Source organism: Clostridium sp. CM027 (assembly GCF_024730565.1).
GTDB classification, from domain to species: Bacteria; Bacillota; Clostridia; order Clostridiales; family Clostridiaceae; genus Clostridium_AD; species Clostridium_AD estertheticum_B.
Genome location: NZ_CP077725.1, coordinates 2,862,040 through 2,888,303 on the forward strand (window position 1 = coordinate 2,862,040; position 26,264 = coordinate 2,888,303).

28 protein-coding genes and 1 tRNA gene are annotated in these 26,264 nt (G+C 30.4%); 18 read left to right on the top strand and 11 right to left on the bottom strand.

Annotated features, from left to right (window positions below; all coding sequences use genetic code 11):
• Window positions 1-149: 149 nt before the first annotated feature.
• The 4 genes from KTC92_RS13535 to KTC92_RS13550 all read left to right on the top strand — a co-directional run bounded on the left by KTC92_RS13535 (window position 150) and on the right by KTC92_RS13550 (window position 2,555).
• Window positions 150-665 (top strand): peptidylprolyl isomerase, encoded by a 516-nt coding sequence (locus KTC92_RS13535; RefSeq protein WP_216303767.1) that lies wholly within the window; start codon window positions 150-152, stop codon window positions 663-665.
• A 31-nt stretch (window positions 666-696) separates the two neighbouring features.
• Complete coding sequence (locus KTC92_RS13540; protein WP_216303768.1) at window positions 697-1,074, top strand: DUF3783 domain-containing protein; 378 nt, start codon at window positions 697-699, stop codon at window positions 1,072-1,074.
• An 88-nt stretch (window positions 1,075-1,162) separates the two neighbouring features.
• Window positions 1,163-1,828 carry a S24 family peptidase gene (locus tag KTC92_RS13545; protein WP_216303769.1) on the top strand — a complete coding sequence of 222 codons (666 nt, stop codon included), beginning with the start codon at window positions 1,163-1,165 and terminating at the stop codon, window positions 1,826-1,828.
• Window positions 1,829-1,865: 37 nt separating this feature from the next.
• Window positions 1,866-2,555, top strand: a complete 690-nt coding sequence (locus KTC92_RS13550) for a phosphatase PAP2 family protein (RefSeq protein WP_216303770.1) — start codon at window positions 1,866-1,868, stop codon at window positions 2,553-2,555.
• 153 nt (window positions 2,556-2,708) lie between these two features.
• Here the strand turns inward: KTC92_RS13550 and KTC92_RS13555 are convergent, their stop codons facing one another.
• The gene (locus tag KTC92_RS13555) at window positions 2,709-3,647 is read right to left on the bottom strand and encodes a radical SAM protein (RefSeq protein WP_220286268.1); all 939 of its coding nucleotides are present in this window, start codon (window positions 3,645-3,647) and stop codon (window positions 2,709-2,711) included.
• Window positions 3,648-3,717: 70 nt separating this feature from the next.
• The gene (locus KTC92_RS13560; protein WP_220286288.1) at window positions 3,718-4,770 is read right to left on the bottom strand and encodes a transporter; all 1,053 of its coding nucleotides are present in this window, start codon (window positions 4,768-4,770) and stop codon (window positions 3,718-3,720) included.
• Between the two features lie 267 nt (window positions 4,771-5,037).
• Here KTC92_RS13560 and KTC92_RS13565 point away from each other — a divergent pair, with 267 nt between their 5' ends.
• The 10 genes from KTC92_RS13565 to KTC92_RS13610 all read left to right on the top strand — a co-directional run bounded on the left by KTC92_RS13565 (window position 5,038) and on the right by KTC92_RS13610 (window position 14,848).
• The gene (locus tag KTC92_RS13565) at window positions 5,038-6,114 is read left to right on the top strand and encodes a hypothetical protein (RefSeq protein WP_216303771.1); all 1,077 of its coding nucleotides are present in this window, start codon (window positions 5,038-5,040) and stop codon (window positions 6,112-6,114) included.
• Between the two features lie 115 nt (window positions 6,115-6,229).
• Entirely contained in the window at window positions 6,230-7,168 is a 939-nt protein-coding gene (locus tag KTC92_RS13570; protein WP_258875988.1) for a TIGR01212 family radical SAM protein, read from the top strand.
• A gap of 277 nt (window positions 7,169-7,445) precedes the next feature.
• Window positions 7,446-8,555, top strand: coding sequence for an ABC transporter ATP-binding protein (locus KTC92_RS13575; protein WP_216303773.1), 1,110 nt, complete (start codon window positions 7,446-7,448; stop codon window positions 8,553-8,555).
• Between the two features lie 13 nt (window positions 8,556-8,568).
• A complete protein-coding gene (locus KTC92_RS13580; RefSeq protein WP_220286270.1) occupies window positions 8,569-9,516 on the top strand; it encodes a CdaR family transcriptional regulator in 948 nt (315 codons plus the stop codon).
• A 399-nt stretch (window positions 9,517-9,915) separates the two neighbouring features.
• Window positions 9,916-10,911 carry a CPBP family intramembrane glutamic endopeptidase gene (locus KTC92_RS13585; protein WP_216303775.1) on the top strand — a complete coding sequence of 332 codons (996 nt, stop codon included), beginning with the start codon at window positions 9,916-9,918 and terminating at the stop codon, window positions 10,909-10,911.
• Between the two features lie 60 nt (window positions 10,912-10,971).
• Window positions 10,972-11,877 carry a PhzF family phenazine biosynthesis protein gene (locus KTC92_RS13590; protein WP_220286271.1) on the top strand — a complete coding sequence of 302 codons (906 nt, stop codon included), beginning with the start codon at window positions 10,972-10,974 and terminating at the stop codon, window positions 11,875-11,877.
• An 86-nt stretch (window positions 11,878-11,963) separates the two neighbouring features.
• Window positions 11,964-12,281 (top strand): ClbS/DfsB family four-helix bundle protein, encoded by a 318-nt coding sequence (locus KTC92_RS13595; RefSeq protein ID WP_366510024.1) that lies wholly within the window; start codon window positions 11,964-11,966, stop codon window positions 12,279-12,281.
• A gap of 27 nt (window positions 12,282-12,308) precedes the next feature.
• Window positions 12,309-12,836 (top strand): VanZ family protein, encoded by a 528-nt coding sequence (locus KTC92_RS13600; protein ID WP_220286272.1) that lies wholly within the window; start codon window positions 12,309-12,311, stop codon window positions 12,834-12,836.
• A 221-nt stretch (window positions 12,837-13,057) separates the two neighbouring features.
• Window positions 13,058-13,762 (top strand): 2-phosphosulfolactate phosphatase family protein, encoded by a 705-nt coding sequence (locus tag KTC92_RS13605; protein ID WP_220286273.1) that lies wholly within the window; start codon window positions 13,058-13,060, stop codon window positions 13,760-13,762.
• Between the two features lie 33 nt (window positions 13,763-13,795).
• Window positions 13,796-14,848, top strand: a complete 1,053-nt coding sequence (locus KTC92_RS13610) for an S-layer protein (RefSeq protein WP_258280607.1) — start codon at window positions 13,796-13,798, stop codon at window positions 14,846-14,848.
• A 161-nt stretch (window positions 14,849-15,009) separates the two neighbouring features.
• Here KTC92_RS13610 and KTC92_RS13615 read toward each other — a convergent pair whose 3' ends face one another.
• The gene (locus tag KTC92_RS13615; RefSeq protein WP_216303780.1) at window positions 15,010-16,185 is read right to left on the bottom strand and encodes a class I SAM-dependent rRNA methyltransferase; all 1,176 of its coding nucleotides are present in this window, start codon (window positions 16,183-16,185) and stop codon (window positions 15,010-15,012) included.
• A gap of 374 nt (window positions 16,186-16,559) precedes the next feature.
• On the opposite strand from KTC92_RS13615, the gene KTC92_RS13620 reads away from it, so the two are divergent.
• Complete coding sequence (locus KTC92_RS13620) at window positions 16,560-18,116, top strand: ABC-F family ATP-binding cassette domain-containing protein (RefSeq protein WP_165412355.1); 1,557 nt, start codon at window positions 16,560-16,562, stop codon at window positions 18,114-18,116.
• Between the two features lie 47 nt (window positions 18,117-18,163).
• Here the strand turns inward: KTC92_RS13620 and KTC92_RS13625 are convergent, their stop codons facing one another.
• From KTC92_RS13625 to KTC92_RS13650, 6 genes are all read right to left on the bottom strand, one after another.
• On the bottom strand, window positions 18,164-19,027 hold the full coding sequence (locus tag KTC92_RS13625) for a hypothetical protein (RefSeq protein WP_220286275.1): 864 nt from the start codon (window positions 19,025-19,027) through the stop codon (window positions 18,164-18,166).
• A gap of 149 nt (window positions 19,028-19,176) precedes the next feature.
• Window positions 19,177-19,614 carry a hypothetical protein gene (locus KTC92_RS13630; protein WP_220286276.1) on the bottom strand — a complete coding sequence of 146 codons (438 nt, stop codon included), beginning with the start codon at window positions 19,612-19,614 and terminating at the stop codon, window positions 19,177-19,179.
• 167 nt (window positions 19,615-19,781) lie between these two features.
• Complete coding sequence (locus KTC92_RS13635) at window positions 19,782-20,435, bottom strand: HAD family phosphatase (protein ID WP_220286277.1); 654 nt, start codon at window positions 20,433-20,435, stop codon at window positions 19,782-19,784.
• A 60-nt stretch (window positions 20,436-20,495) separates the two neighbouring features.
• Entirely contained in the window at window positions 20,496-21,020 is a 525-nt protein-coding gene (locus KTC92_RS13640; RefSeq protein ID WP_165412351.1) for a phosphatase PAP2 family protein, read from the bottom strand.
• A gap of 86 nt (window positions 21,021-21,106) precedes the next feature.
• On the bottom strand, window positions 21,107-22,453 hold the full coding sequence (locus KTC92_RS13645) for a [Fe-Fe] hydrogenase large subunit C-terminal domain-containing protein (protein WP_216303784.1): 1,347 nt from the start codon (window positions 22,451-22,453) through the stop codon (window positions 21,107-21,109).
• Window positions 22,454-22,622: 169 nt separating this feature from the next.
• Window positions 22,623-22,698: transfer RNA gene (locus KTC92_RS13650), tRNA-Pro, on the bottom strand.
• 339 nt (window positions 22,699-23,037) lie between these two features.
• Here KTC92_RS13650 and KTC92_RS13655 point away from each other — a divergent pair.
• Window positions 23,038-23,658 (top strand): LysE/ArgO family amino acid transporter, encoded by a 621-nt coding sequence (locus KTC92_RS13655; protein ID WP_165412349.1) that lies wholly within the window; start codon window positions 23,038-23,040, stop codon window positions 23,656-23,658.
• A gap of 80 nt (window positions 23,659-23,738) precedes the next feature.
• On the opposite strand, the gene KTC92_RS13660 is transcribed toward KTC92_RS13655, so the two are convergent.
• Window positions 23,739-24,062: a hypothetical protein gene (locus KTC92_RS13660; RefSeq protein ID WP_216303786.1), complete on the bottom strand. Its 324-nt coding sequence runs from the start codon at window positions 24,060-24,062 to the stop codon at window positions 23,739-23,741.
• A 330-nt stretch (window positions 24,063-24,392) separates the two neighbouring features.
• Here KTC92_RS13660 and KTC92_RS13665 point away from each other — a divergent pair, with 330 nt between their 5' ends.
• Window positions 24,393-24,737, top strand: coding sequence for a hypothetical protein (locus tag KTC92_RS13665; protein WP_220286278.1), 345 nt, complete (start codon window positions 24,393-24,395; stop codon window positions 24,735-24,737).
• A gap of 19 nt (window positions 24,738-24,756) precedes the next feature.
• On the top strand, window positions 24,757-25,188 hold the full coding sequence (locus tag KTC92_RS13670; protein ID WP_220286279.1) for a hypothetical protein: 432 nt from the start codon (window positions 24,757-24,759) through the stop codon (window positions 25,186-25,188).
• Window positions 25,189-25,250: 62 nt separating this feature from the next.
• Here the strand turns inward: KTC92_RS13670 and KTC92_RS13675 are convergent, their stop codons facing one another.
• Window positions 25,251-26,156 carry a PhzF family phenazine biosynthesis protein gene (locus KTC92_RS13675; RefSeq protein ID WP_216303789.1) on the bottom strand — a complete coding sequence of 302 codons (906 nt, stop codon included), beginning with the start codon at window positions 26,154-26,156 and terminating at the stop codon, window positions 25,251-25,253.
• Window positions 26,157-26,264 lie beyond the last annotated feature (108 nt).

Genomic DNA, 26,264 nt, shown 5'->3' on the forward strand with positions numbered 1-26,264 from the left:
GCAAGGCGCATCATCTAAAAAAATAACTAGGGAAGTTACTAGTTATTTTTTTAGATTACTAAATATACGGCTTATATATAAAAATTAGTAAATAACATAAAATGTGATATAATTTATAATGAATACATAATAGAAGGAGAGATAAATATATGAATCCAATAGTAACAATTAATATGGAAAATGGAAAAGTAATAAAGGCTGAATTGTTCCCAGAAGTTGCACCTAACACGGTAAATAATTTTATAAGTCTTATAAACAAGGGGTTTTATAACGGACTTACTTTTCATAGGGTAATTCCAGGATTTATGATTCAAGGTGGCTGCCCTGAGGGAACAGGTGTTGGTGGACCAGATTATTCAATAAAAGGTGAGTTTTCTTCTAATAAATTTAAAAATGATTTAAAGCATTCAGTTGGTGTTCTATCAATGGCTAGATCTAATGATTCAGATTCAGCAGGAAGCCAGTTTTTTGTTATGGTAGCTAATTCTTATCATTTAGATGGAAGTTATGCAGCTTTTGGAAAAGTAACTGAGGGTATGGAGCATGCTTTAGAAATAGCTAAGGTAGAAAGAGATTTTAGAGATATGCCACGTAAGGTGCAAAGAATAAAAAGCATGAGCGTTGATACTTTAGGAATTGAGTACGATCAGCCAGAAAAAATGTAATAAAAATATTAAATTGTAGGGGGTATATATTGTGGAGCTTATTAATGAAAAACTTATCCTTGCATATGGACTAAACGAGGATGAAGAAGAAAAACTTAATAGTTTACTATCAAAACAAAATATGTTACCTTGCAAAGTAATTGAGAAAAATATGGGCAATGTAACAATTAAAGAAGTATTAGAGAATATAGAAAGTGAAAAAAATAAAATCGAGCTACCCCACGAAAAATTACTTCTATTTAATAGTTATAAAGATAAGGAACTGTATGATTTAATTGATAGTATAAGGCAAATTAAAAGCAGTAATACAATACTAGCCGCTGTAACACCAACATCTATAAACTGGACGGTTAATTATCTTATGCAACATCTAATTGAAGAAAGAGAAGCCTATAGAAAAATGGAATAAGGCATGTGGCACAAAATATAAATCTTCTGCAAGATAGCAGGAGATTTATATTTTACGGAAAATTATTCAACTGGAAAGGTGGAGAATTATGAGCAGAGTAGGAGATAGAATTAAAGAGGTAAGAGAATCAAAAGCGATAAGTCAAAAACAATTAGGTAAAAAAATCGGAGTTTCTGAAAATTTTATTAATGAAGTTGAAATGGGAAAAAAGATTATAAATGAGAAATTTTTAGAAAAAATCTCTAAAATCTTAGGGGAAGAAATTGAAGATACATCTGTATCATTTCAAGCCGCTGAGTATGTAGAAGAAAGAAAACCAAAGCTCGAAAGACCTAGCGTGGGAAAAGTAAACGAGGTATGGAATGATGCGTTTAGCTCAGTGTTAAAAGATGTTTCTATTTATAAATATGATTTAGCTAAAGCAATAGGTGTAAAACAAATGCCAATAATATCAAATAAAGTAGAAGGATATGCTCAAGATAAAGTATTGTTTTTAGAAATAGAGAATGACGATATGCTTGGGTTTAGAATTTGTAGTGGGGACATTGCTTTTGCTCATTTGACACATGAAATAGAAAATAATGCTATTTCGCTAGTGGATTACAATGGAGAAAGAGTGTTAAGACAAATAAAAAAATTAGATAGTAATAAAATATTGTTAATAAGCAATAGAGTTTCATTAAGAACTGATACAGTTAAACATAATGATATAAAGATAATTGCAAGGTTAGATAGAGTAGAGTTTAAGGTATAAAATATAGCTTTTATTAAGGAGGGAAGGAGGAGATAAAATGGAACAACTACAAAAGAAGGTAGCGCTACAAGAATGGAAGGATATTATTAAAAGAGGCCTACTGGGACTAAGTATACCATTAATAAGTATGACATATCCAATGTTAAATCAATATAGAGGAGATACTAACGACCTATTTACTTTTGTAGATAAGCTCATCCCCTTTAATAAATTTTTTATATTACCTTATATATCTTGGTATATATTTATAGCAATTTTTGCGACTATCCTATGTATAGTAGATAAAGGAAGGTATCTAAAGCTACTTATAACTTTAAATATAGGTATGATTACATGTTATATAATATATTATTTTTATCCAACCTGTGTTCCAAGGCCCATGATAACAGGAACGGATTTCTTCAGTAATTTGGTTTTAAGCTTATACATGGCTGATAATCCTTATAACTGTTTCCCAAGCATTCATGTTTTAAATTCAGTGTTAGTAGCTTTATATATTTATGAATCGGAAAAGGTTTGTAAATCTATTAAAATGATCTGTGTTACTGCAGCTGTTTTTATAATTCTATCTACTATGTTTATAAAGCAACATTATTTTGTAGATGTGCTTGCAGGCATAATATTCGCTTGTGTATTGTATTTTTCTTTTAAGAATATAAAGTTTGATTTTAATGACATTTCAGAAGGAAAGTCTCCCACTTCTATAGGGGGGAGTCCTATACTGTAATAAAGAAAGAACTTCAGTGGGAGTATAAATCTCCTTCTGAAGTCATTAATCCAGCTCCGCAGGAGATGATTCATAAAGATCAAAGCGCAACCTATATGGAATGATTATATGCTAAAAGGTCCCCATGATTAAAATCATGGGGACCTTTTAGCATTATACTCCGCTTAAATCAAAGTCAGGTACGAAAGTCGAAGATGAGCTTTCGCTTTCTTGAATAAAGCACTTGGTGATGCCTAGGTTTAAGCAGTACTCAATTAGAGCATCATAATGATTAGGGTTTACTTTCTTGTTTATTTCAGGATAATTAATTGCGACTTGCATAGGGGTATATTGATTCATTAAGCTGATATATACTGAATCATTAAAGGTGTTATATATAAAATCTATTATTTTCTTAGAATCAAATAATAAGCCTGGTAGCATAAGGTGCCTAATGATTACTCCCTTTTGAATTATACCATCAGCATCAAATTTGACTTCTCCTACTTGCGAAACCATTTCAGTAATAGCGGCAGAAGCTACAATAAAATAATTAGGCGCTTTTGAATATTTAATAGCATATTTATTGCTACAATATTTTAAGTCTGGTAAATAAACATCAATAAACCCTCGAAGCATTTTAATGGTATCTATATTTTCATAGCCACTTGAATTATAGAGAATAGGAATATTAAGGCCTTTATTTTTAGCAAGTTTCAAGGCTTCTATTATTTGGGGTACATAGTGAGTAGGGGTAACTAAATTTATATTAAGGGCCCCTCTTTCCTGCTGCTCCAAAAAAATTTCACTAAGGCGATAGATAGATACCGTTTTCCCAGCATCTTCATGGCTTATCTTATTATTCTGACAAAATACACATTTCAGATTACAATTGGAAAAGAATACAGTTCCAGAGCCATTTACGCCAGAAATACAGGGCTCTTCCCAGTGATGCAGGGAAGCTTTAGCTATTTTTACATCCTTAGAAGCTCTACAAAAGCCTAATTCTCCACCTAATCTATTAACAAAACATTTCCTAGGACATAAATTGCATTTTTTTAACAATTTTAAAAAATATGAACTATCTAATTCTCTAGTGCCTTTATTAATCATCTTTATCTCCTTGTTTTATAATTTAAATCTTTAGAATATATAAGAACTGTACAGCGCAATATATATAATGTCAATTCTGATTTTTAGAAGTTTTTCTATAAAATAGAATACATTGAATCAAAAAAATAAAACTTATTGCACCGAAGCCAGGATAAAGGACTTTAATTAAATTTTTAAAGCCAATTTGAGAAATAGGCAAAGATATAATAAGTATTAATATGACCGCTTTTTTATAAGAAATATTAAACTTTTTCTCAAGGGTCTTGCCTACGCTATATATATTAGAAACTTCAGTTGAAAACATTTCACAAAAAATTACACAAAGCAGAAGAATCTGCATTAATGTGCCAAAACGGTTTGTAATATATAGAAGTGGAATTTCATATTTAAAAATTTGAGGAATGTTTAATAAAAGCATCACATTAACAAAATAGCATAATATGGTTAAAACTATAGCGCCTATTATAACTCCGGGAATAAGAATACGTTTATGCTTTATTTCTTGACTTATTGGGACTAGAACACCACTACAGGATAGCATGTTATAACTGGCATAGAGCACGGCTGAAAAAAACCATTGGACAGGGACAATTTGGGTTTTATAAGAGGGGATTTGTTTTATATAGGAAGCGCTTACTATATCTTTGTAGAATACTAAATACAATACAAATATAGTTACAATGATTGTAGTAAGAGCAGGTACTATAAAGGAATTTATTGTTATTAATCCTTTGGTATCTTTAAGTAAGGTATATAAAGAGATTACAGACATAAGTAAAATTCCTACCCATTTTGAAACACCAAAATATTGATGAAGAAGCGCACCACTTCCAGCTAATATTATGGCGGCTCCACTAATTAAGAAAAAACTTGTAAAAACATCGGTAATTACACCAAAAAAACCGGGGCTTATAAGGGTTATAAGCTCAGTATAGGAGCTTAATTTATGTTTTAGGCTAATAGAAATTATAATAGAACTTATTAAAATATAGATTAAACCACATATGAGGATTCCCCAGAAGCTCATATACCCATAAGTACTGAAAAATTGAGTTATTTCCTGACCGGAAGCAAGGCCTGCACCGACTATTGTTCCGATAAATACAGCTGAAATTTGAAACATTTGACCAATTGTTTTTTTCAAAAAATCTCCCCCACAAAATTATTAAATTAATAGTCATACTTAAATAAGATGCTTGTCTTTCTAAATATATGTGCATTGTTTAATAATAAATGATGATTTTAATAATAAATGATGATTTTATAAATTAAAAATTTATTTAGAGGGAAACTATAATTAGCATAATGAATTTGATTTTATAAATCCTAAGTATAAAAGTAATTATAATTTCCATAATTAAATTAAAATTGGATTAAAGGGAGTGAAAAATTGAAAAAAATTTTAAGTTGTTTATTAATAGCGTGTTGTATTTTGTCTTTTACATCATGTTCAAAAAAAGAGAATAAAGAAAAGCCAAAAGTTAATGCTTTTGAAATTAAAACTGCAACTAATGTAGTTGAGAGTTATATGAATTTTATAATGAAGGAAGATTATGAAAATGGTAAAAAACTATATAGTAAGGAATTATCTGAAAAAGTTTCTAATATGCCAATTAGTGATATGAAGATAAAAGGTTATAAAGTTACAGAAAGTAATGAAGTTGGTAGAAGTGGGGTTTTTAAGGTTAGAGTTACAAGAACATCGATGGATAGCTCTCAGTCATGCCTTGATGAATATTCTATCAGAATTATTAAAGATGGGGCTGAATATAAAATAAGCGAAATAACCAATACACCACAAAATGAAGCTTTTGTGGAGGACATGGGTATTAGATTTAGAGATAAAAAAAATGTAAAAACCAATTTAATTATTGATAAAGCGGGGTTTCCTAAATATGTATATTCGAAAGATGATGGAGCACGATTATATAAAGTAGTGGTGCCTACAAAAGAATTCAGCTCTATAAATTTTAGTTATGAAGGAGATAAACTTGCAGTTAGTACTTATAACAAAAACTCATTTATTGGTATTGTTAACATTGATCAATCTCTAGCAGTTCAGGGAAGTGCTACAAATCCAACTGAGGAGTCCCCGCAAGGTGGAGGATCGGGTGAAGTAGCCAAGGAAAAACCAATTGGAAAGGAATTAATTTCAATAGATTTATTGCTTGATTGTAAAGTAGAATTTATGACCTTCTCCTTAGATGAAAAATTTTTGCTTGTACAGTATAATAAGGAAAAAACGGGCAAATATATTAGGGTTTATAATGTAGATAATGGAGATATGATTCCTGTTAATTTTGAAAAAGACTATCCTGTAGAAAAAGTTCAAATTGTATTTTCTTCTTTTGGTGAGGATACTATGACTTATGAAGTAATGCCTAAACCAAATGTTAACAGTTCGGAAGCAGATATAATTGGTAAATGGAAACTTGATTTAAAGACTTTTACCGTAGATAAATTATAAATAATGCACTGTTCACAGACTATAAGGTATAATTGATATAGGGCTTGAATCTTCAAATAACTAACTAGTCTTGCGACTAGTTAGTTTATTTAAATGGTCTTTAAATAAAGAAAGGATGATATTAGTGCAGAAAATATGGAGTGACAAAAGATATCACAGTTTAAATTATTTTTTAAGGGACAAGTTCGGTAATAAGGTTTTTAAAATTGCTTTGGACGCTGGATTTTCTTGTCCAAATAGAGATGGGACTATTAGTAGTGGAGGGTGTTTGTTTTGTAGCGAAAGGGGCTCAGGAGATTTTGCTGGGAATAGGGATTTTTCTATTACAAAGCAATTTGAAGATATAAAGGTTATGATGAATAAAAAATGGAAAACAGGGAAATACATTGCTTATTTTCAGGCTTATACAAATACTTATGCAAATATCGATGTATTAAGAGAAAAATATGAGGAGGCAGTATCACAAGAAGGAGTGGTGGCTCTTGCTATAGCTACAAGGCCTGATTGTTTAGACGATGCGGTATTAGATCTTATAGAGGAATATTCTAATAGAGTATACACATGGGTAGAACTAGGGCTTCAAACTAGTAGTGATGAAAGCGCAAAAATTATTAATCGGGGATATAAATTAGTGAGATTTGAGGAGGCTCTAAGTGAGCTTAATAAGAGAAACATTGATGTGGTGGTGCATACCATTTTTGGACTTCCTGGAGAGAGTAGGGAGGACATGCTAAAAACCATAGACTACGTGGCACATAAAAATGTAAAGGGTATAAAAATGCATCTACTTCATCTTATGGAAGATACCCCTATGGTTAGCCTTTACAAACAAGAAAAGCTGAAGTTTTTGCAGCAAGATGAGTATATAGATATAATTTGTACGTCAATTACTATGCTTCCACCTAATATGGTTATTCATAGATTAACAGGCGACGCACCAAGGGAGTTACTAATAGGCCCTATGTGGAGTTTGAAAAAATGGGAAGTTTTAAATGGAATAGATAACAGATTAAAGGAATTAGATTTATATCAAGGGAAAAATTTTAAGGATTAGGTTTTGACGACATTTCAGAAGGAAAGTCTCCCACTTTTATGAGTGGGAGTTACATACAATAACAAAGAGAAACTTCAGTGGGAGTATAAATCTCCTTCTGAAGTCGTCAATGTATCTTCTGTGAAGATGTTGCAGCACCGCAGGTGATAATTTAATAAAGGGTCAGTTGTGTCTTTCTACAAATTAACTTTACAATTTTTGTGTGTTTTGCAAATAGATAAATAGCTTTTAAAGGTTTAATATATATATATAGAAACATATAGGGGGGGTATATATTATGTCAAATTTATCATTAAGACACATATACAAGGTTTATACAGGGAATGTAACAGCGGTTAAAGATTTTAATCTTGAAATAGAAGATAAAGAATTTATAGTTTTTGTAGGACCATCTGGTTGTGGTAAATCAACAACTTTGAGAATGATAGCAGGTCTTGAAGAAATATCACAAGGGGAAATATATATTGGAGATAAATTAGTAAATGATGTGGCACCCAAAGATAGAGATATAGCAATGGTTTTCCAAAACTATGCATTGTACCCTCATATGACTGTATATGATAACATGGCATTTGGATTAAAATTAAGAAAAATGCCAAAGGATCAAATAAAACAAAAGGTTACTGATGTAGCTAAAACCCTTGATATAGAACATTTGCTTGATAGAAAACCAAAGGCATTGTCAGGTGGACAAAGGCAAAGAGTAGCGCTTGGACGAGCTATAGTAAGAAGTCCAAAGGTATTCTTAATGGACGAGCCACTATCGAATTTAGATGCTAAACTTAGAGTTCAAATGAGAACAGAAATAGCAAAACTCCATCATAAACTTCAAACAACTTTTGTATACGTAACGCATGATCAAACAGAAGCTATGACTATGGGGACAAGAATAGTTGTAATGAAAGATGGATTAGTGCAACAAGTAGATACTCCTCATAACATATATGAACATCCAGTTAATATGTTTGTTGCTGGGTTTATAGGAAGTCCTCAAATGAACTTTATGGAAGCTAAGGTTTTAGAAAAAGATGGTGAAGTTGTGCTTTCTTTCGATAATGAAACTATAATATTACCGAAGGATAAGGCAGAAGCTGTAAAAGAAAAAGACTATATAGGCAAAATTGTTATAATGGGAATTAGACCAGAAGATATTGATGACGGTATTGACTTTATTGAAAAAAATAAAAATTCAGTTATAGAAGCCAAAGTTGACGTTACGGAGCTTATGGGTGCGGAGACTAATATTTATTTGTCAAAAGGAAATACAAGTATTGTAGCTAGAGTAAATGGATCGTCCAAAGCTATAGTTGGAGAAAAAATTAAGATTGCTTTAGATACTAATAAAATTCATATATTTGATAAAGAAACGGAGAACACGATAATATAGGGGGAAACGTACTATGTACAATTTTACTGAATTCCTGAAGGATTTAAGTCACTCTTCAAACATACCATTTGATATAGTTACCGAAGATGGGATTGCTTTATATATTAGTGACTTAAATATTGAAAATTCAAATATAACTAACTTTACTATTATGCTTGGACGAGTTAAAGGCATAATAAGTTTAGAGAAGAAGTATGAAAATTGTACATTCTTACTTAAATATGTTATTGAAAATAAATATACCCAGCATTTTTTAACTAAAGAACAAGCAGTTATTGATATTTTAGAAAATAGAGAAATTTCTATTGATAATATTAATTACAATTTACCTTTTCTCAAAGATGGGTGTTATATCATATTAATAAGTTCAGATGGAAGCAATTATGAATCTCTCAACATAATAAAACAAATATATGATAAAGAACCAGTTGTAAGTTTAATATATAATGATAGTATTATTGTAATTGGTGACTTTGCTGAAATACAAGAACATACAGAAAGTATAAAGGAATCCATATCATCTGATTTGTATTGTAAATGTTATCTAAGTTATGGAGATAGAGCTTATGATATAAACGAGTTTAAAAAAGCTTATAATGATGCTGTTCAATGTATGCAGCTAGGGAAAAAATTTGATATAAAAGATCATATATTTAGTTATAATAAAATGTTGTTTGAGAAAATCGTCTATAACATAGACATAAAAATTAAGCAGGAACTTTTATATATGTTAAAAGACAAATTCGATGCTTTCGATGGTGAAATGATATCAACTATTGAGCAATTTGTAAATTGTGGTCTTAATATTAGTGATGCTGCTAGGAAAATATATGTTCATAGGAATACCCTGATCTATAGATTGGATAAGATTAAGAAAGAAACAAATTTTGATATTAGGAACTTTAAAGATGCATCTGTATTTCTTATAGCCTTTTTAATATGGAAAGAAAATAAGGAATAGGGCATGGGGAATTTTTTTCTTAGAGTATGCTATAACGAAAAGTATATATTACTGGAATGCGTTCACATCGCTAAGTACTTCTAAAATTTATTTTATTTGCATATGCTAAAAATAAAATAAATTGTGAATTACTAAGGCTTGTTCAAACGCATTCTGCGTAATATATACTTTCGTTAGCATTTTCTAAGAAAAAAGAGCTTATCTCAAAAAGAGCAAAAGCGCTGTAATTATAAGTTTTAAAAGAAAGATTAAATTATCATATAAAGACTTCAGAAGGAGATTTATACTCCACTGAAGTTTTCTTTTTTTGCTATGGTAAATAGTGGTATAATGTTTGTAGCAGTTTGGTGGGAATAAAAGCTAATTATTTAAAAATAGTTTATTGAAGGGGGAGATTTTATGGACACAAATTTGACTAAAATTAAAAATGAAATATTAGCATTCTTATTAGCTACTTTTTCAATTACATTTGGTATGGGTCTAATAATGTTTTTTGTTTATAAACATATTGATGCGAGTGGTGTCCAAGCATTTGCTATAGTACAGATGCTTTATCCTGCGTTAGCGGCTATTGGGATAAGAATTTATTATGAAAAAAATAGTATTTCTAAGGGATTGATGGATTTCTTTACGTTCTATATTATTTTTAGTGTTTTATGTATCATTATTTTAGTTGTTGGAGTTTTTGCTTTTCCGGGACATGTATCAATTGTTATAAATACACTAGTAATTATAGCTAGTATATTTGCTTTTACTATAATAATGATTAACAAAGATAATCGTTTTGAAAAAATTAGTATGGTTTTTAAAAAGAACTTTAAGACTGTTATACTATTAGGTTTATTGTATATTGTACTTAAATTAATTATAGTTATGTTTGGTGGACTTGTTGATGGTAATTTATCTGAAATACTAAAAAAGACTATGATGCGTATTGCTTTACTTACTATTATTGTACCAATTGGTGTTGTTTCATCTTTTATAATATTTTTTGGAGAAGAACTGGGATGGAGAGAATACTTACAGCCAAAACTTCAAGTTTTATTTGGTAAAAAACTTGGCGTTATTATATTAGGATTTATATGGGGAATATGGCATTTACCACTTTGCTTTATGTTATATAGCCCATCAACCCCTATTTACTGTGTAATATCTCATATTTTCTATTGTATTCTTCTTGGTATTTTCCTTGGGTTTGTCTATATGAAAACTAGAAACATTTGGTCAGTTATAATTATTCATTTAATTAATAATAGTATGATTATTAATGAGAGTAGTGCCTATGACACAGTAATAACAGCAAAATATTTAGTATTAGGTTTAATATTTTGTGCTATTGTATTCCTACCATTTCTATTTACTAAAGAGTATAAGGGTAAGATGAGTGAGGGATAACGATTAAATCTAGGTATTCTAAAACATTAAGTTGATTAAGAGTAGGGGGGTAAAACATAAATGGATGTAATAAAAAAATTTTGCGTCATAAATAGCTTTACATATAATGGACGAGGTGGGAATGCCGCAGCTGTATTTATTCATCAAGGTGAGTTAGAAGATTATGTTATGCAAAATATTGCTCGTCAACTTAATTTAGTCGAAACGGTGTATATTACCGAAAGTGATGAAGATGGAATAGATTTTGATATTAGATATTTTACTCCAGATAATGAAGTCAAAATTGCAGGTCACCCTACGGTAGCTGCATTTATTGCACTTGAAAAAGCAGGAAAATTAAGTCCAATAATAAAAGAAAAATATTTAATCAAGACAAAAGATGGAATAAAAGAAGTTAATATTGAAGAGCAGTATAATGACATGGTTGTTAAATTGAAACAAGAAACTGTTGAATTTGGGCTAATTATTGAGGAAAAGTATAAAATAGCTAAAGTTTTAGGAATTAATGATGATGACATAATGGATAATTTACCACTACAATGTATAAATACTGGATTAGGCCACTTAGTTGTACCAATAAAATCTTTAGATGGATTAATGAATGTTAAAAGGAACATAAGTCAATTAAAAGATCTATGTAATTTTATTGGTGTAAGAGAGGTGCAAGTGTTTTGTTTTGAAACTAAAGATGACTCATTTAATATTCATACAAGAAATATATGTCCAAGAGAGGGGATTGAAGATGCGGCATGCGGCATTGGAAATGCAGCAGTGGGTGCGTATTTGTTAAAGAATCATTATACTGATAGAAGAAGTATATCAATAAAAGCTGAACAGGGATATATAGTAAAAGTTCCGTGCGCAATTGATATATATGCCTATAGAGAGAATGATGATATTATGGTGAGAGTTGGAGGTACAGGTAAAGTAATAATTAAAGGTGATTTTATTGTAAGTAATATCTAAGTTATTGAGATATTACTTATGATTATCAAGGCATATAATTTAATGGGAAATAATAGTGATATATTTATAGAGATTAACATATTGTTATCACGCCAACTCCGAACTATAAATGGAATGATTTGGGTGGGTTATATGAAAGTTTTTATAAACAATACAAGGGATATACTCTCAAAGAGTTATGCACTATGTTTATAAAGGCAGAACAGCAAATTATTGAAATGATTAACAGTTATACAGATGTCGAATTATTTCAGCAAAGCGAAAGAAAGTGGTCCTCATCAACTCCATATAATCGGTCAATGTGGAAATGGGTTCACATCAATACTGTTGCACCGTTCAAGTCCTTCAGAACAGAAATACGAAAGTGGAAAATATGTAAGGTGAACAAAAGATTATTCATATAATCTGTAATCAAGAAGGGAGAAATAAATATGTTACATACTTATTTACAAAATGGGATATTTGCATTTCATTATTCCATACGTATAGCATTAATTGTTTTCTGTGTATTTAATGGTATAAAATCCTTAGTTAAAAGAAAGCTTGAATTTAAACCACTTGGCATGTTATGCGAGTTCGCATGGATTCTTACAGTTCTTGTGATTTTGAACATCACTGGTATTATCGGTGGTAATTTCGGAACAACCTCAATATCTGATGGAAATGTACAGTTCAGTTTTGTCTTATTTGAAGAAGGATTATCTCCGGCAATTTTGTTAAATATAATACTATTTATCCCTTTTGGGTTCTTTTCAGCGATTGTTTTCAAAAAATTTAGGGATAAATGGATTTATGGAGTTTTAATAGGTCTCACATTCTCAGTAATGATCGAATTTCTCCAAACTTTTACTGGCCGTTTTGTGGAATTAGATGATGTACTAATGAATACAGTCGGAACATTCATAGGGTATGAAATATGGTTTTGGTTGTCAAAATTCAAGCAAAGACAAAAGAAATAAAAATGATTATCGTTGTGGAGACTATGCGTATAATCTTTAGTACGTAGGGTTCGTATTAGATGTCACAAATAATAAAGAGTTATGACGTTTTTATTTATAACGCACATAAATGAACTTTATACGGTTACTTAATCCTAAACTGTTATATAAAATAGTAATATGTACTATAATTATATTAGCGACACATAAGACAAAAAGAATTATTAGAGGAGGAAAAACATATGAAAATAGATATAATAATTTCTGCGGATGATATAAAAAAAGAGAAAATAGCAAATAAAACAGTGGTAGTAATAGATATGCTTAGGGCAACTAGTGTAATAACTACTGCGATGAACAACGGATGCAAAGGCGTAATTCCTGTTTTAACAGTTGACGCGGCAGCTGAGATTGTGAGAAATAGCAAAGAAGAGTTTATGCTTGGTGGAGAGAGGAACGCATTGAAAATAGAAGGATTTCACTATTCAAATTCTCCATTAGAATACACTAGAGACACTATAGAAGGCAAAACTCTTGTTATGACTACAACTAATGGTACTAAAGCTATAAAAGGCTGCGTGGGTGCAAGCAACATCTTAATAGGGGCAATGATTAATGCTAAGGCTACTGCAAATAGAATAGTATCTTTAAATAATGATGTAGTAATAGTCAATGCTGGAACTTACGGTGAATTTTCTATAGATGATTTTTTATGCAGTGGGTACATAATTGATTGTGTGTTAAAAGAAATAGAAGTAGAACTTTCGGATATTGCTGTAACTTCACATTATATTTATAAGAATAATGAAGATATTCATGGTTTTATAAAATATGCAAGTCATTATAAAAGGATCACACAGTTAGGATTAGAAGCAGATTTAGAATACTGTTGCAAAAAAGATATTATAGATATTGTTCCAGAATATAAGGATGGGATTATAGTTTAAGAAAATGTTATCAAGAATTTAGGGGGCAATTGGTTGGTGAAAAATAGTTATAAAATTGTGATTTTTAGTTTATTGGTAGTTATGTTAGTTGGATATATTCTAATCAATAAAATTACTGCTAAAAAAAATGAGCCATGTGAATCATCACAAGATAAACTAATTATATCTGCTTTTTCCATGGATAATAAAGGTAGTATATTATCGTTGGATGTTAAAAGTAAAATTGAGAAATATCTTATAACTGATAGACAGGTATGTATTACTGGTGATTTATATAAGGATAGTTCTAAAATAGTCTATGTAGATGCTTTAAATGATTATGATCCTTGGCAAATTTATTTGCATAATTTAAAGGATAATAAAAATTTCCAAGTTACAGATAATAAGTCTGGAAAAGCTCATCCCAGAGTTTCGGATGATAATTCAATATTTTTTTTAAATGCTCCTCATGGAATAGTTAAGGTTGCTAAAATAAAAATTGAAACAAAATCATATGACATAATTGACAATACTGATTCAGATAGAGAAGTAGATACTTTTAGCATTAAACATAATAATTTGCTTATATCAACCTGTTCGAATAGCTTAAGATTAAATAGTTGGAAAAAAAATGAAGGACAACTAAAACCATTGATTCATACTATTTTTAAAGTAAATTCAAATGGAAATAAATTAAGCAAAATTGCTACGATAAAAGCTTCACTAATAGATTCGCTTTCATATAATTCTAATTATAAAAAGGTTCTTATCGGTGGTTCTGATATAAATGAAAATCCTGGGGTTGGTATATATGAGTTGTCTTTAGATACAGGGCATTTAACTACTATATTAACAGATAGCACTTTAGCGAATGATAACAATTCAATTGTAAGTAAAATTGCATATCCTGCTTTAGTAGAAATGTCCAAAGATGACAGCCTTGTATATTTTACTGGAGTGCCTAAAAATAGCAAAGAAGTAATGATAAGTGAAATACTCTGCTATCCAACGGCTATATTTAGTTATAATATAAATTCCAAAGAGTTAAAAAACATATTTAATCCTAAAGTTTCAAGTTTTATTTTTGATATGAATATTAAATATTAGTATGGATTTCTCCATAGTGACCTTGCACCAGGGTGCCTTGCACCAGGGTGCTTTGCAATAAGAAGAGCAGAAAAGATTAGAATTTCTTAATGAAATTTCATGTTTCAAGCTCATATTGCAAGCCACGCAGGAGAAAGTTCATAGGGCAAACTCTTATTTTTTTAAACTACTTGGAATATGTAGAATTTCAAGTAGTAGGATTCATCAGAATTCCATAGTATTGGATGGTCTGATGCTTGAGTTCTAAACTCAACTTGTCTAAGTGTTCTTTTAGCATCTAATGCTGCATCGGCTATTGTATCTCTAAATATATCAGGGTACATAAAATGAGAGCAAGAGCAAGTTACAAAATATCCGCCCGGTTTAACCAATTTAATACCACGTAGGTTAATTTCCTTATATCCGCGTGTTGCGCCGTCTATAGTAGAACGTGACTTTGAAAAGGCTGGGGGATCAAGTATTACTACGTCATATTGTCTTTTTTCTCTTGACCATTCTCTTAATACATCAAAGGCATTATGGCATTCAAATTTAACAGTACCTGAAAGTCCGTTAAGCTCTGCATTTTTTCTGCAACAATCTACTGCATATTCAGAAATATCTACTCCAAGTACACTTTTAGCCCCAGCTATACCTGCATTAAGCGCAAAGGAACCTGTGTGGGTAAAACAATCCAAAACATCAGCATCTTTGCATAATCTGTGGATAGCTGCTCTGTTTTCCTTTTGATCTAGGAAAAATCCGGTTTTTTGACCATTTGCAATATCTACATAATACTTAACTCCATTTTCAATAATTTCTATATCGGTATCGAAGGGTTCGGTTAAGAATCCTGTTGTTTTCTCCATTCCTTCAAGCTCGCGAACTCTAGCGTCACTTCTTTCATAGACACCCTTTGCACTGTATTCCTGCATTAGTAACTTAACAACTATATCTTTATATTTGTCGATTCCTAGTGCTAAAGATTGAATAACATAATAGTCTTCATACTTATCTATAATCATTCCAGGTACAAAATCTGCTTCTCCAAACAAGAATCTACAGCTAGAAGTATCTATAACGGTTTGTCTATATTTCCATGCAGCGGCAAGTTTTTTTCTGAAAAACTCTTCATCTATTTCTTCGTGAATATCTCTTGTCATTATTCTTATGGCAATTTTAGAAACGTCATTTATGAAACCTTTCCCTATAAACTCCTGTCTAAAATTGTACACCTCAATTATATCTCCATTTTCATATTCACCATCAAAGTTTTCGATTTCATTTGCATATATCCAAAGGTGTCCATTTTCTGAATTTCTGCCTTTACCTTTATATAAGTAAAATTTGCAAGCCATTTTAAATTCCTCCTGTGTTATTTAAGGAGACATAACAATTTATAATTATTATGTCTCTTATATTTTTTATAGTTAAAACAATCTTTAATAAAATATTAAGCTATTTATCTATAGTAGTATACCACACTGAATTAATTTGTAATATAAGATCCATAAAATTGTTTTGACATAAAGACAATTATAAATTACACTAGTATATGTGTCATTTTTCAATGCACACTCGAATTAAGCATATTTAGATAAAATTGGACGTATTTTCTTTGCATGGGAATCTATATACAACATCTAATTATTAAGAACAAATAGATATATAACTAGAAATAGTTTTAAAATTATAAATATATAAAATCATACTATAGTAAGGAGAAATACAAATGAGTAGATTGGTAGTAAAAAATATGAGCCATGGATTTGGTGATAGAGTAATATTTGAAGATGTATCTTTTAGATTACTTAAAGGGGAGCACATAGCACTTATAGGTGCTAACGGAGAGGGTAAATCAACATTTATGAATATTATTACAGGTTCGCTTATGCCAGATGAGGGCGATGTTGAATGGTCAAGTAGCGTAAGAGTGGGATACATGGATCAGCATACGGTTTTGGAAAAGGGAAGAACTATTAGAGAAGTTTTAAGGGATGCTTTTAAATATCTTTTTGACTTAGAAGATGAAATGCTTAGTGTAACAGAAAAAATGGGCGAGGCATCACCTGAGGAACTAGAAAAGTTACTAGATAGAATGGGAACAATACAAGATCAGCTCGATAATAATGGATTTTATGGTATTGATTCTAAGATAGATGAGGTAGCTGTAGGAATTGGACTTAAAGATGTTGGCCTTGAAAATGATGTTGCAGATTTAAGCGGAGGACAAAGGACGAAAATTCTTCTTGCAAAACTTTTATTAGAAGCTCCAGATGTTCTACTACTGGATGAGCCTACTAACTTTTTGGATGAGCAGCATGTAGAGTGGCTTAAGAGATATCTTCAAAATTATGAAAATGCATTTATCTTAATATCTCATGATATTGAATTTCTAGACGGCGTAATTAATATAATATATCATGTGGAAAATAAAAAACTAACTAGATATATAGGTTCATATAACGAATTTTTGAGAGTTCATGATGCTAAAAAGAAGCAAATGGAAGCTGATTATGAAAGACAACAAAAAGAAATTACCAAACTAGAGATTTTTGTTGCTAAAAATAAATCAAGGGCATCTACAAGTGGTATGGCAAAATCAAGACAAAAGAAATTAGATAAAATTGATAAAATGGAAATTACAAAAGATAAACCAAAGCCGCAATTTGATTTTAAATCTGCAAGAGCTTCAGGGAAGATATTATTTAAAACTGTGGATTTAGTTACTGGATATGATAGTCCATTATCCAAACCATTAAATTTATATATGGAAAGAGGACAAAAGATTGCTTTAGTTGGGGCTAATGGTGTTGGAAAAACAACATTGTTGAAGAGTCTTATGGGTGATATAAAAGCTGTTTCAGGGCATACAAACGTAGGAGATTATCAATATATAGGATACTATGAGCAAGAAATAAAGGGAGTCAATCGAAATAATTGTATTGAAGAATTTTGGCAAGAATTCCCTAGCTTCACTCAGGGTCAGGTAAGATCTGCGCTTGCTAAGTGTGGACTTACTACAAAGCATATTGAAAGTAGAATTACTGTGCTTAGTGGTGGAGAGCAAGCAAAGGTAAGACTTGCGAAACTCCTAAACAGGGAAACTAATATATTGATCTTAGATGAGCCTACCAATCATTTAGATGTAGATGCTAAAGAAGAGCTCAAGAGGGCTCTAAAAGAATATACAGGAAGTATACTTATAGTTTGTCATGAACCAGAATTCTATCAAGACGTAGTAACAGATGTATGGAACTGTGAAGAATGGACAACTAAAATCGTATAATTTACAACAAAAAGAGCTAGAATAATTTCTAGCTCTTTTTATATATATCACTTTTTTAAAACTTCTAATCCTAGGTCTAGAATATTTGCAAATAATGATAATGTATTAGTATTTGGAATAACATTATTTTTAACATCTAATAATTTTCCAAGCCCATAACCCGTGCATATGCTAACAGTAGGAAAATCAATTTCACCGAGGTTACAAATAATATCACTTTCGTTTAATTTTATTTTAGTTGTTTCATCAATAGGTTCTAGTATGATATAAAGCCTTGTAGAAGGGTTGTATCTTAGAACTTTTAAAGTATCACTTATTAGTATCTCTTTAGGTTTAGTGTTAATATCATACTTTGAAGTAGTTGAAGCAATGTTATTTATAACAAAGTAATAAATATTTCGTTTGTAGTTTACCTTATTTTTAAATTCTTGTAATCTTTCTAAATTCAACTCTATATCTACTGAGATTTCATCATTTTCTAAATTGTTAAAGCTTTCTTTTATGTAAGTTAATTCTTCTTTTCCATCAAGTTCTCTAGCTAGGATATCCATACAGTTATCATAAATATCTTGAAATGAACTAAATGGTAAGGAATATTTTATATTATCTAAGACAAGGTAGACCTTGAATTTAGCAGATTTATTACTACTTTTAGATGAATAATTAACTTCAACTAATAAGAGTTCATGGAGTAGCTCTGTATCAAGTGTCATTTTCTGAATTCCTTTACTAAATTGTAGAATGTAATTCTCATTAGTAGATAAGCTTTGTGTATGTTGATTTATTATATAAGTACTTTTAAACCCAGCTTCAGTAATTTCACCAACTCTCAATGAACTTTTTATTGAAAGTTTTTTTAAATTTATATATGGTCTATTTGTACATAGGTTGCTTTTAGATATTATTCTCATATTAAACCCCTTTAGTTCTAACAAGATTGTTAGTTTGATTTATAAATTATAACATAATTAGCATTCTGAAAATGAAAAAACTAATTACTGATGGAAATAAAGATTAATTTTAAAAGGCATATATTTTATGGATATATGCCTTTTGTTTTTTAAGTAGGAATCTCCTCTTGGTGACTAACAGTGTCGTCCAGGGTAATTATGTTATCTTTTTTTATCCATCCTTTATTATTAATGGTGGTCTGAGAGTTTATAGATACTTCATACCATGAAATATCAAAAATATCAGCGGAATCTTGAATCTCTACGGTCGTACTTTTAACTATATTAGATAGAACAGGTGAAATTTCAATAGGACTTAAATACAAACTACAACTCTCTTTTATAGTTCCGCTTTTAAAAAGAGGTAGTTTGTATTTTATTACAATAGGACCCTCAGCACAACGTGAAGTTTCAATTTTTGATTTGAGTTCTCTATTTTGCCTAGAGATAATCTTTAGCTGGGTTTTTTGAGTTGATAATTTTTGGTCCATAATATAACAATAAATACCAAAGCATATCAAAAGAATAGAAAAAAGAAAAATGAGCAATAGTATCTCTCCTTGTAAATTACTTCTTTTAGATAATGATATATTAATATGATAGAGTTTAATCGGCAAGTTTGTGCATATGTTAAATAGTTATATTTATTCTTAGTATATTCTATTCGATAGAAAACAAAAACATTCACAAAAAAACTCATGTATACACATGAGTCTTAAATCGCTGTAGTTAACTCGTTATATCCTATTATATACATATCTGCATGATTAACAATATCGTCCCTTTGTTCTTTGGAGAAATCATCATAGACACCGACTACTCTCATTCCGGCGGATTTTGCACCTTTAACTGCAGGAAGTATATCTTCAAATACAATGCATTCCTCTGGGATTACGCCTAATTTTTCAGCGGCAAGTAAATATACATCGGGAAAGTCTTTCCCGCGAGATACTTCATCAGTTAGAGTTATGCAGTCAAAATAATGGTATATATTATTAGAATGTAGTGCAGCTTCTAACAAAAATTTACTATTACTTGTAGCGAGACCGATTTTTATATTCAGGGTTTTAAGTAAAGATAAAAACTCAACTACACCGGGCTTTAGTTTTACATTATTAAGATACTCCTCATGGGCATAATCGTTCCATTCATTTTTAATTTCGTCTATAGTATCTAATATACCGAAATTATTTTTAAAATATGCCGCAGTCTCATTGAAGCTAAGGTGCTCTATTTGGGTTTTTAGATTTTTAGGTAAATCTATATTTCTGCTTCTAAAATAATTTTTATCTATTCTATCCCAAACCCACATAGAGTCTATTAGGGTTCCGTCTAAATCGAAAATTGCAGCTTTAATATTTTTTAGCATTTAATCACCTCTTATATAAGTATAACAGGTCGAAATGTAATTAAATACTAGGATTTAAAATTAAAAAAATCTGTAAGTAAGAAAAGAACAAGTACTTCCGATAAAAATACCCATAATAACATCGGTAGGATAATGAACGCCTATGTAAATTCTAGAAATTCCTACACAACAAGCTATGGGTATAGTTATAAACCCAAATATAGGGAAATATAAAGCTATTATTATAGCTAATGAAAATGCACCAGTAGTATGACCTGACGGAAAGGAGTATTTATCTATGCCTATTTTTTTTATGTTCAAGTTTGGAACTGTTATAAAAGGTCTTAATCTAGTAACGCTTACTTTGAGAATCTTACCAATGCCAGTGCTGATTGTTATAGAAATCATAGCTTTAATAGCTATGGTGTGAACAATAGTACTATTAAATAGAAAAGCAAGGGTACAGAATATAAACATAAAAGAAAAAGAACCTAAGTAAGTCATAATTGGCATTATAATATCTAAAAACCTACACTTCCAAGAATTATTTATAATTCTAAGCAGGCTAATATCTTTATCGCTTATATATTCAAGTAATCCTTTCATAAAACCCCCCTTTGAATGCAAAAAAATATATTAATTACTGAGTATTATACCATATTTTAATTTGCATTTATATTGCAAAATATTATCTAAAATTCTCTGTTGAATATTTTGGTTTTGTTTTTATCTTTAAAATCATCAACAGTATTAATTCCAATTCTACTTAGAATTTCGTTCATACAATCACTATCTAAGGAAGTTTTAATTTTTGAACTTTCTGCAAACTTATCCACTCTACGTTTTCCGCAGCTTGCGTCAATCAAAGCTTTAGGCCCTCCAACACAACCACCAACACAACCCATACCTTCTATAAAATTTGCATTAACCTCTACATTTTGAGCTTTAGTAAGTAGTTTTTTACATTCTTTTACACCGTTTCCTTGAATAGCATTTAATAAATGATATTTTTCAGGAAATAATTTTTCTATAACGTCTCCAATTGCTATAGATACTCCTCCTGTCCTAGCGTAAAGCCTGCCGCCTCTGGAAGCATACTCACTGGATACAGCTTGTGGAAGTTTTTCTGGGTCGATGTTTAATATATCAAAAATATCCTTAAGTTCTGAGAATGTAAGAACAAAATCAATATCACCTAAAAGGTCTTTTTCCTTAGCTTCACCCTTTTTTGCAATGCAGGGACCTATAAAGACTACTTTGCAGTTAGGGTTTAATTTCTTCAAAATTCTACCGCAGGCAATCATAGGAGATACAGAGGGAGATACATACTTCACTAAATCGTGGTAAATCTTTTTTACCATCCCTACCCACATAGGACAACAGCAGGAGGTGATCATTAAATCTTCTTTTGTTTTAATGTGCTCATCAAATTCTACGGATTCTTTCAATGTAAGCATATCCGCAAAAAAAGCAACTTCAACCATATCTGTAAACCCCATTTTTTTAAAAGCGGTTCTAAGATTATTTATATTAACATTTTCTCCAAATTGACCAGTAATGGCAGGGGCTACAGCTGCTATTACTTTCGAATCTCCTCTTAATAAATTTAAAAGAGGAATAAACTCTACCTTGTCCATTAAGGCACCATTCGGACATGCTTCTACGCAAAAACCACAGTCTGTGCATTTATCATTGTCAATATAAGTAGTATTACTTTTATTATCTATTAATATGGCATCAAAAGGGCAGGAAGCTTGACATTTTGTCTTTCCAGGCTTATCTGTACAATCCATAGTGCAGCCTTTGATTTTATTTACAATTTTATAATTTGATTCATAAGAAAGGATAGCTTTATTTAAATCATCTATGTAATTATGAGAAAAGTCTACTTCAACTCCGCAAAGTGAGGAAATTACGGAGCTTAACTCAGTTTTATTAATATTATCCTTAGACAGTAATTCCTGTACTTTGTTTTCAAAATTATCTTCATAATAGGATTTGGCTAGGGATTTAAAAATTTCATTATACATTTTATTCAAAATAATCACTCCTAAGTTGTTATTAGATATGTAATGACTTTAGCATATTATCTACAAAAAATAATAAAATAGTAGGCTATTATCTATTTTGTCAAAAATGACGAGTTTTATACATACTAACGAATAAAAATTTATAATAAAAAAAGAGTTGTCATTAGACAACTCTTTTTGGTCGGGGTGACAGGGATTGAACCTGCGACCTCATGGTCCCAAACCACGCGCGCTCCCAGCTGCGCTACACCCCGAAGACAACTTAATTATACAAAACAAATGCATAAATGTCAACAAAATTGGTAAATATTTTTGAAAATATAAAACATGAAATATGTAAGTTATAAATTCTACTTGCTGACAACACTAGTTATTATATAAAACAAATGCATAAATGTCAACAGTTTATTTTTGTTTTATATAACTGGATCTTGCCACAATTTTCTGAAAACATTATTGCATTTAAAATTTTTATAGATTACAATTAAGTTCAAATTGTAATCTATAAAAATTAATAATCTCACATAAATAGAGGTGCAGATAAAGAGGTAATTTTTAAGTGATAAGGATATATATGAGTTAGGGGGACCGGAATGTATAAATATATAATACAAGGCTTACTATTAGGTTTCGCATACGTAGCACCCATTGGTACACAAAACATATTTGTAATAAATACGGCTATACGCAAAAGTAGACTAAGGGCATATCAAGTTGCATTTATTACTATATTTTTTGATATATCACTTGCGCTTTCATGCTTTTTAGGTGTAGGGGCGCTTATGGAAAGGTTTAAACTTTTAAAGATACTTATTCTTTTACTAGGTAGTGTAGCAGTAATCTACATTGGAGTAGGTCTCGTGAGACAAGTACCAGAAGTTGAATCGGGAGAAACTGTGGATGTGAATAAATCATTTATAAAAATAGTATGGACATGTTTTGCAGTAACCTGGCTAAATCCCCAGGCTCTAGTTGATGGTTCCTTATTATTGGGTGGGATGAGAGCTTCACTTCCAGTAAACATGTCAAGCTACTTTATTATAGGAGTATGCTTAGCGTCCTTCATTTGGTTTACCTCATTAGCAACTATTATTTCGCTATTTAAAGGGAAGTTTAACATTAAAGTTATTAAAATAATAAACTTAGTATGTGGTATAGTCATAATATTATATGGATTTAAATTAGCATATTCTTTTGTTAAATTAATTATTTAGGGAATGTGTAAAAGAAGAGAGCGGCTTTTAGGATGATATAAAAACAATATTATCCTAAAAGCTGCTTTATATTTATTTATTTATTTATTTTTGCCATTCTTTTCTTTATCACCGGCGCCTCTAGTAGGTACAGTAGACATAACAAAACCTACAAGGATTGATAATAAGGCAGGAGCTAGTATGTTAATATATACTATATATCGTGTTTTGTATAAAACTAGAGCTATGAGAGATGTTACTAGTGCGGTAGATACAAAAATAATAATTACGAATTTTGCGAAAGAACTCATGAATTTCTCATACAATCGGTGACGAGTTGGCCCACTTATAATACTTCTAAATAGAAAATATGAAGCAAAGATTATTACGACATCTACTATAGCTGAAACTAGAAAATTTTTCATTATATATACCTCCAAAACATTTTTTCATATCTAGTGTTACCAAAGACTAATGTTTATACGCAATATAATTATAAATATTGAAATTTAAATATGAGTGTTTACATTAGTAGATAATTTTGGTAGTACAAAATTTAGTTGCTTTAAAATGTAAAAAAATGAAAAATACAATGAGGGATATTATGTTGAAAATTACAGAAATAGTTTTTTGAAATATATAGATGGTTTTAGGATTATTAGATAAAGGTAATATTGTGACCGGTAGAGAATATATAATTGATAAAGATACTTATGAAATAGCCTAATACTAATATCTTTTATTGGAGGTGCCATATGATTTATGAAAAAAGCAATTTGAAAATAATAGGCGATTTCGCAGTAAAGGAAATACAAAAGGATGAATATAACGTTGATTTAATAATCGAAGTGGAGTATCGGTGCGTAAATTTATATTTTGAAAATCTGCCTAAGTACATAAAGTCTAGAATACAATTTCCATCTGTTAAAAGTATATTTATTAGATTTTGTAATATAGAAGATAATAATATATGTACAGTGCATTTTTTAAGTGATAGTGGAATCCATTCCACTATGGCAAATTTTGAAATAGATTATAGTGAAGTATATATTGAAGTAACAGATAAAGAATTTTTCGTGGAGCTGAAAATATACAAATAGTATCTTAGGAGGGAAGCAATTGAAAGAAATTAAATTTAGTAGAGTAACAAAAAAAATGGCTATGAAGCAAGGTGCATTCAGCATTTTAATGAGCTTTGCATTATTAATAGGAGTCATAGGATCATTTGTTCGTGGAAGAACTGGAATTGCGGGAATATTTCTAATGGTGACATTTGTATCTATAGGATTTTCAATATCTTTTATTATAAAACTTAGAAAACTAGAAAATTTAAATTATTTAAAATTTGAAAAGGATAGATTTGAACTTAATAGTAACTTTGCGTCAAAGGGGAAGACTATTATGTTTAATGATATAAGTAAGGTTGCAATAACAAAAAAATATATTGCAATAAAAGTAGGTAAAAAGCCATATAATATCCTTCTTCAACATATTGAACCTGAAAGCGTTAAGGCAGTAGAACAGCTTTTCATGAGATATAATAGAAAGTAAAAAAGCTCATATCCTTATTTTAGTATAAGGATATGAGCTTTAATTTTTTTAATTTATGCAGATTAAATAAGCCCCTCCATAACAATGACCGATTTACCCCCAACCTTTACTGTTAAGTTTTCTTTGCTTCCTTCTAATCTTACGATTATTTTACTAGGTCTATTCATATAGTAGCCTTGTTCACAGATTATAGTTATATTATCTTCAAATTTAAGCACATCATTTTTTACTAGATAGGCACCAAGTGCCCCATTAGAAGTTCCTGTGGCAGATTCTTCATTTATGCCAGCAGCGGGACCAAAGTTTCTACAAGATAGAGTGGAGGAGTCTTCTTCAGTTTCAAGCGTAAAGGCATGTACCCCAATAATATTTAGATTATTACTATATTCAGTTAATCTGGTATAGTTTGGATTTAGGGATTTTAATGCAGACAAACTTTTGACCGGAAGCATAATGTCTGTAAGGCCGGTAGATACAGCTTGAGGAATGAGGCTATACCCGGATATTCCTATGTCACGTGCATTGATACCCATGATTTGTGCAAGTTCATATGTATTTGCAACATCAAAAACAAATTTGGGTTTAGCTTGAGTCATCATTACACTATCGATTTTATTATCTTTAAAATAAAGTTCAACTGGTAAAATACCGGCCTTTGTTTTTTGTTTTACAATTTTAACATTATCAGTTCCAGTAATAATACCTTTTGAAGCTAAAGAAAAAAAAGAACCAATTGTAGCATGACCACATAAGTCTACTTCTTGGGTAGGTGTAAAAAATCTTACCTCATAATCTGCTTCCTCATCTTTCATAGGAAAAACAAAGGCAGTTTCCGATAAATTCATTTCTCGGGCGATATTTAACATATCGGTATAATTTAATCCAATAGCGTTAGGTACTACACCGGCTGGATTACCACCGAAGGGCAGATCTGAGAAGGCATTTACTTGGTAAATAACTTTTTTCATAAAGAACACATTCCTTTCTAAGGTTAATTTTAAATAAATTTTCAGGATTACACTCCTAATATAGTGGTTGTAGACAAACACATAAATAAAAAATAAGCCTACATCTGA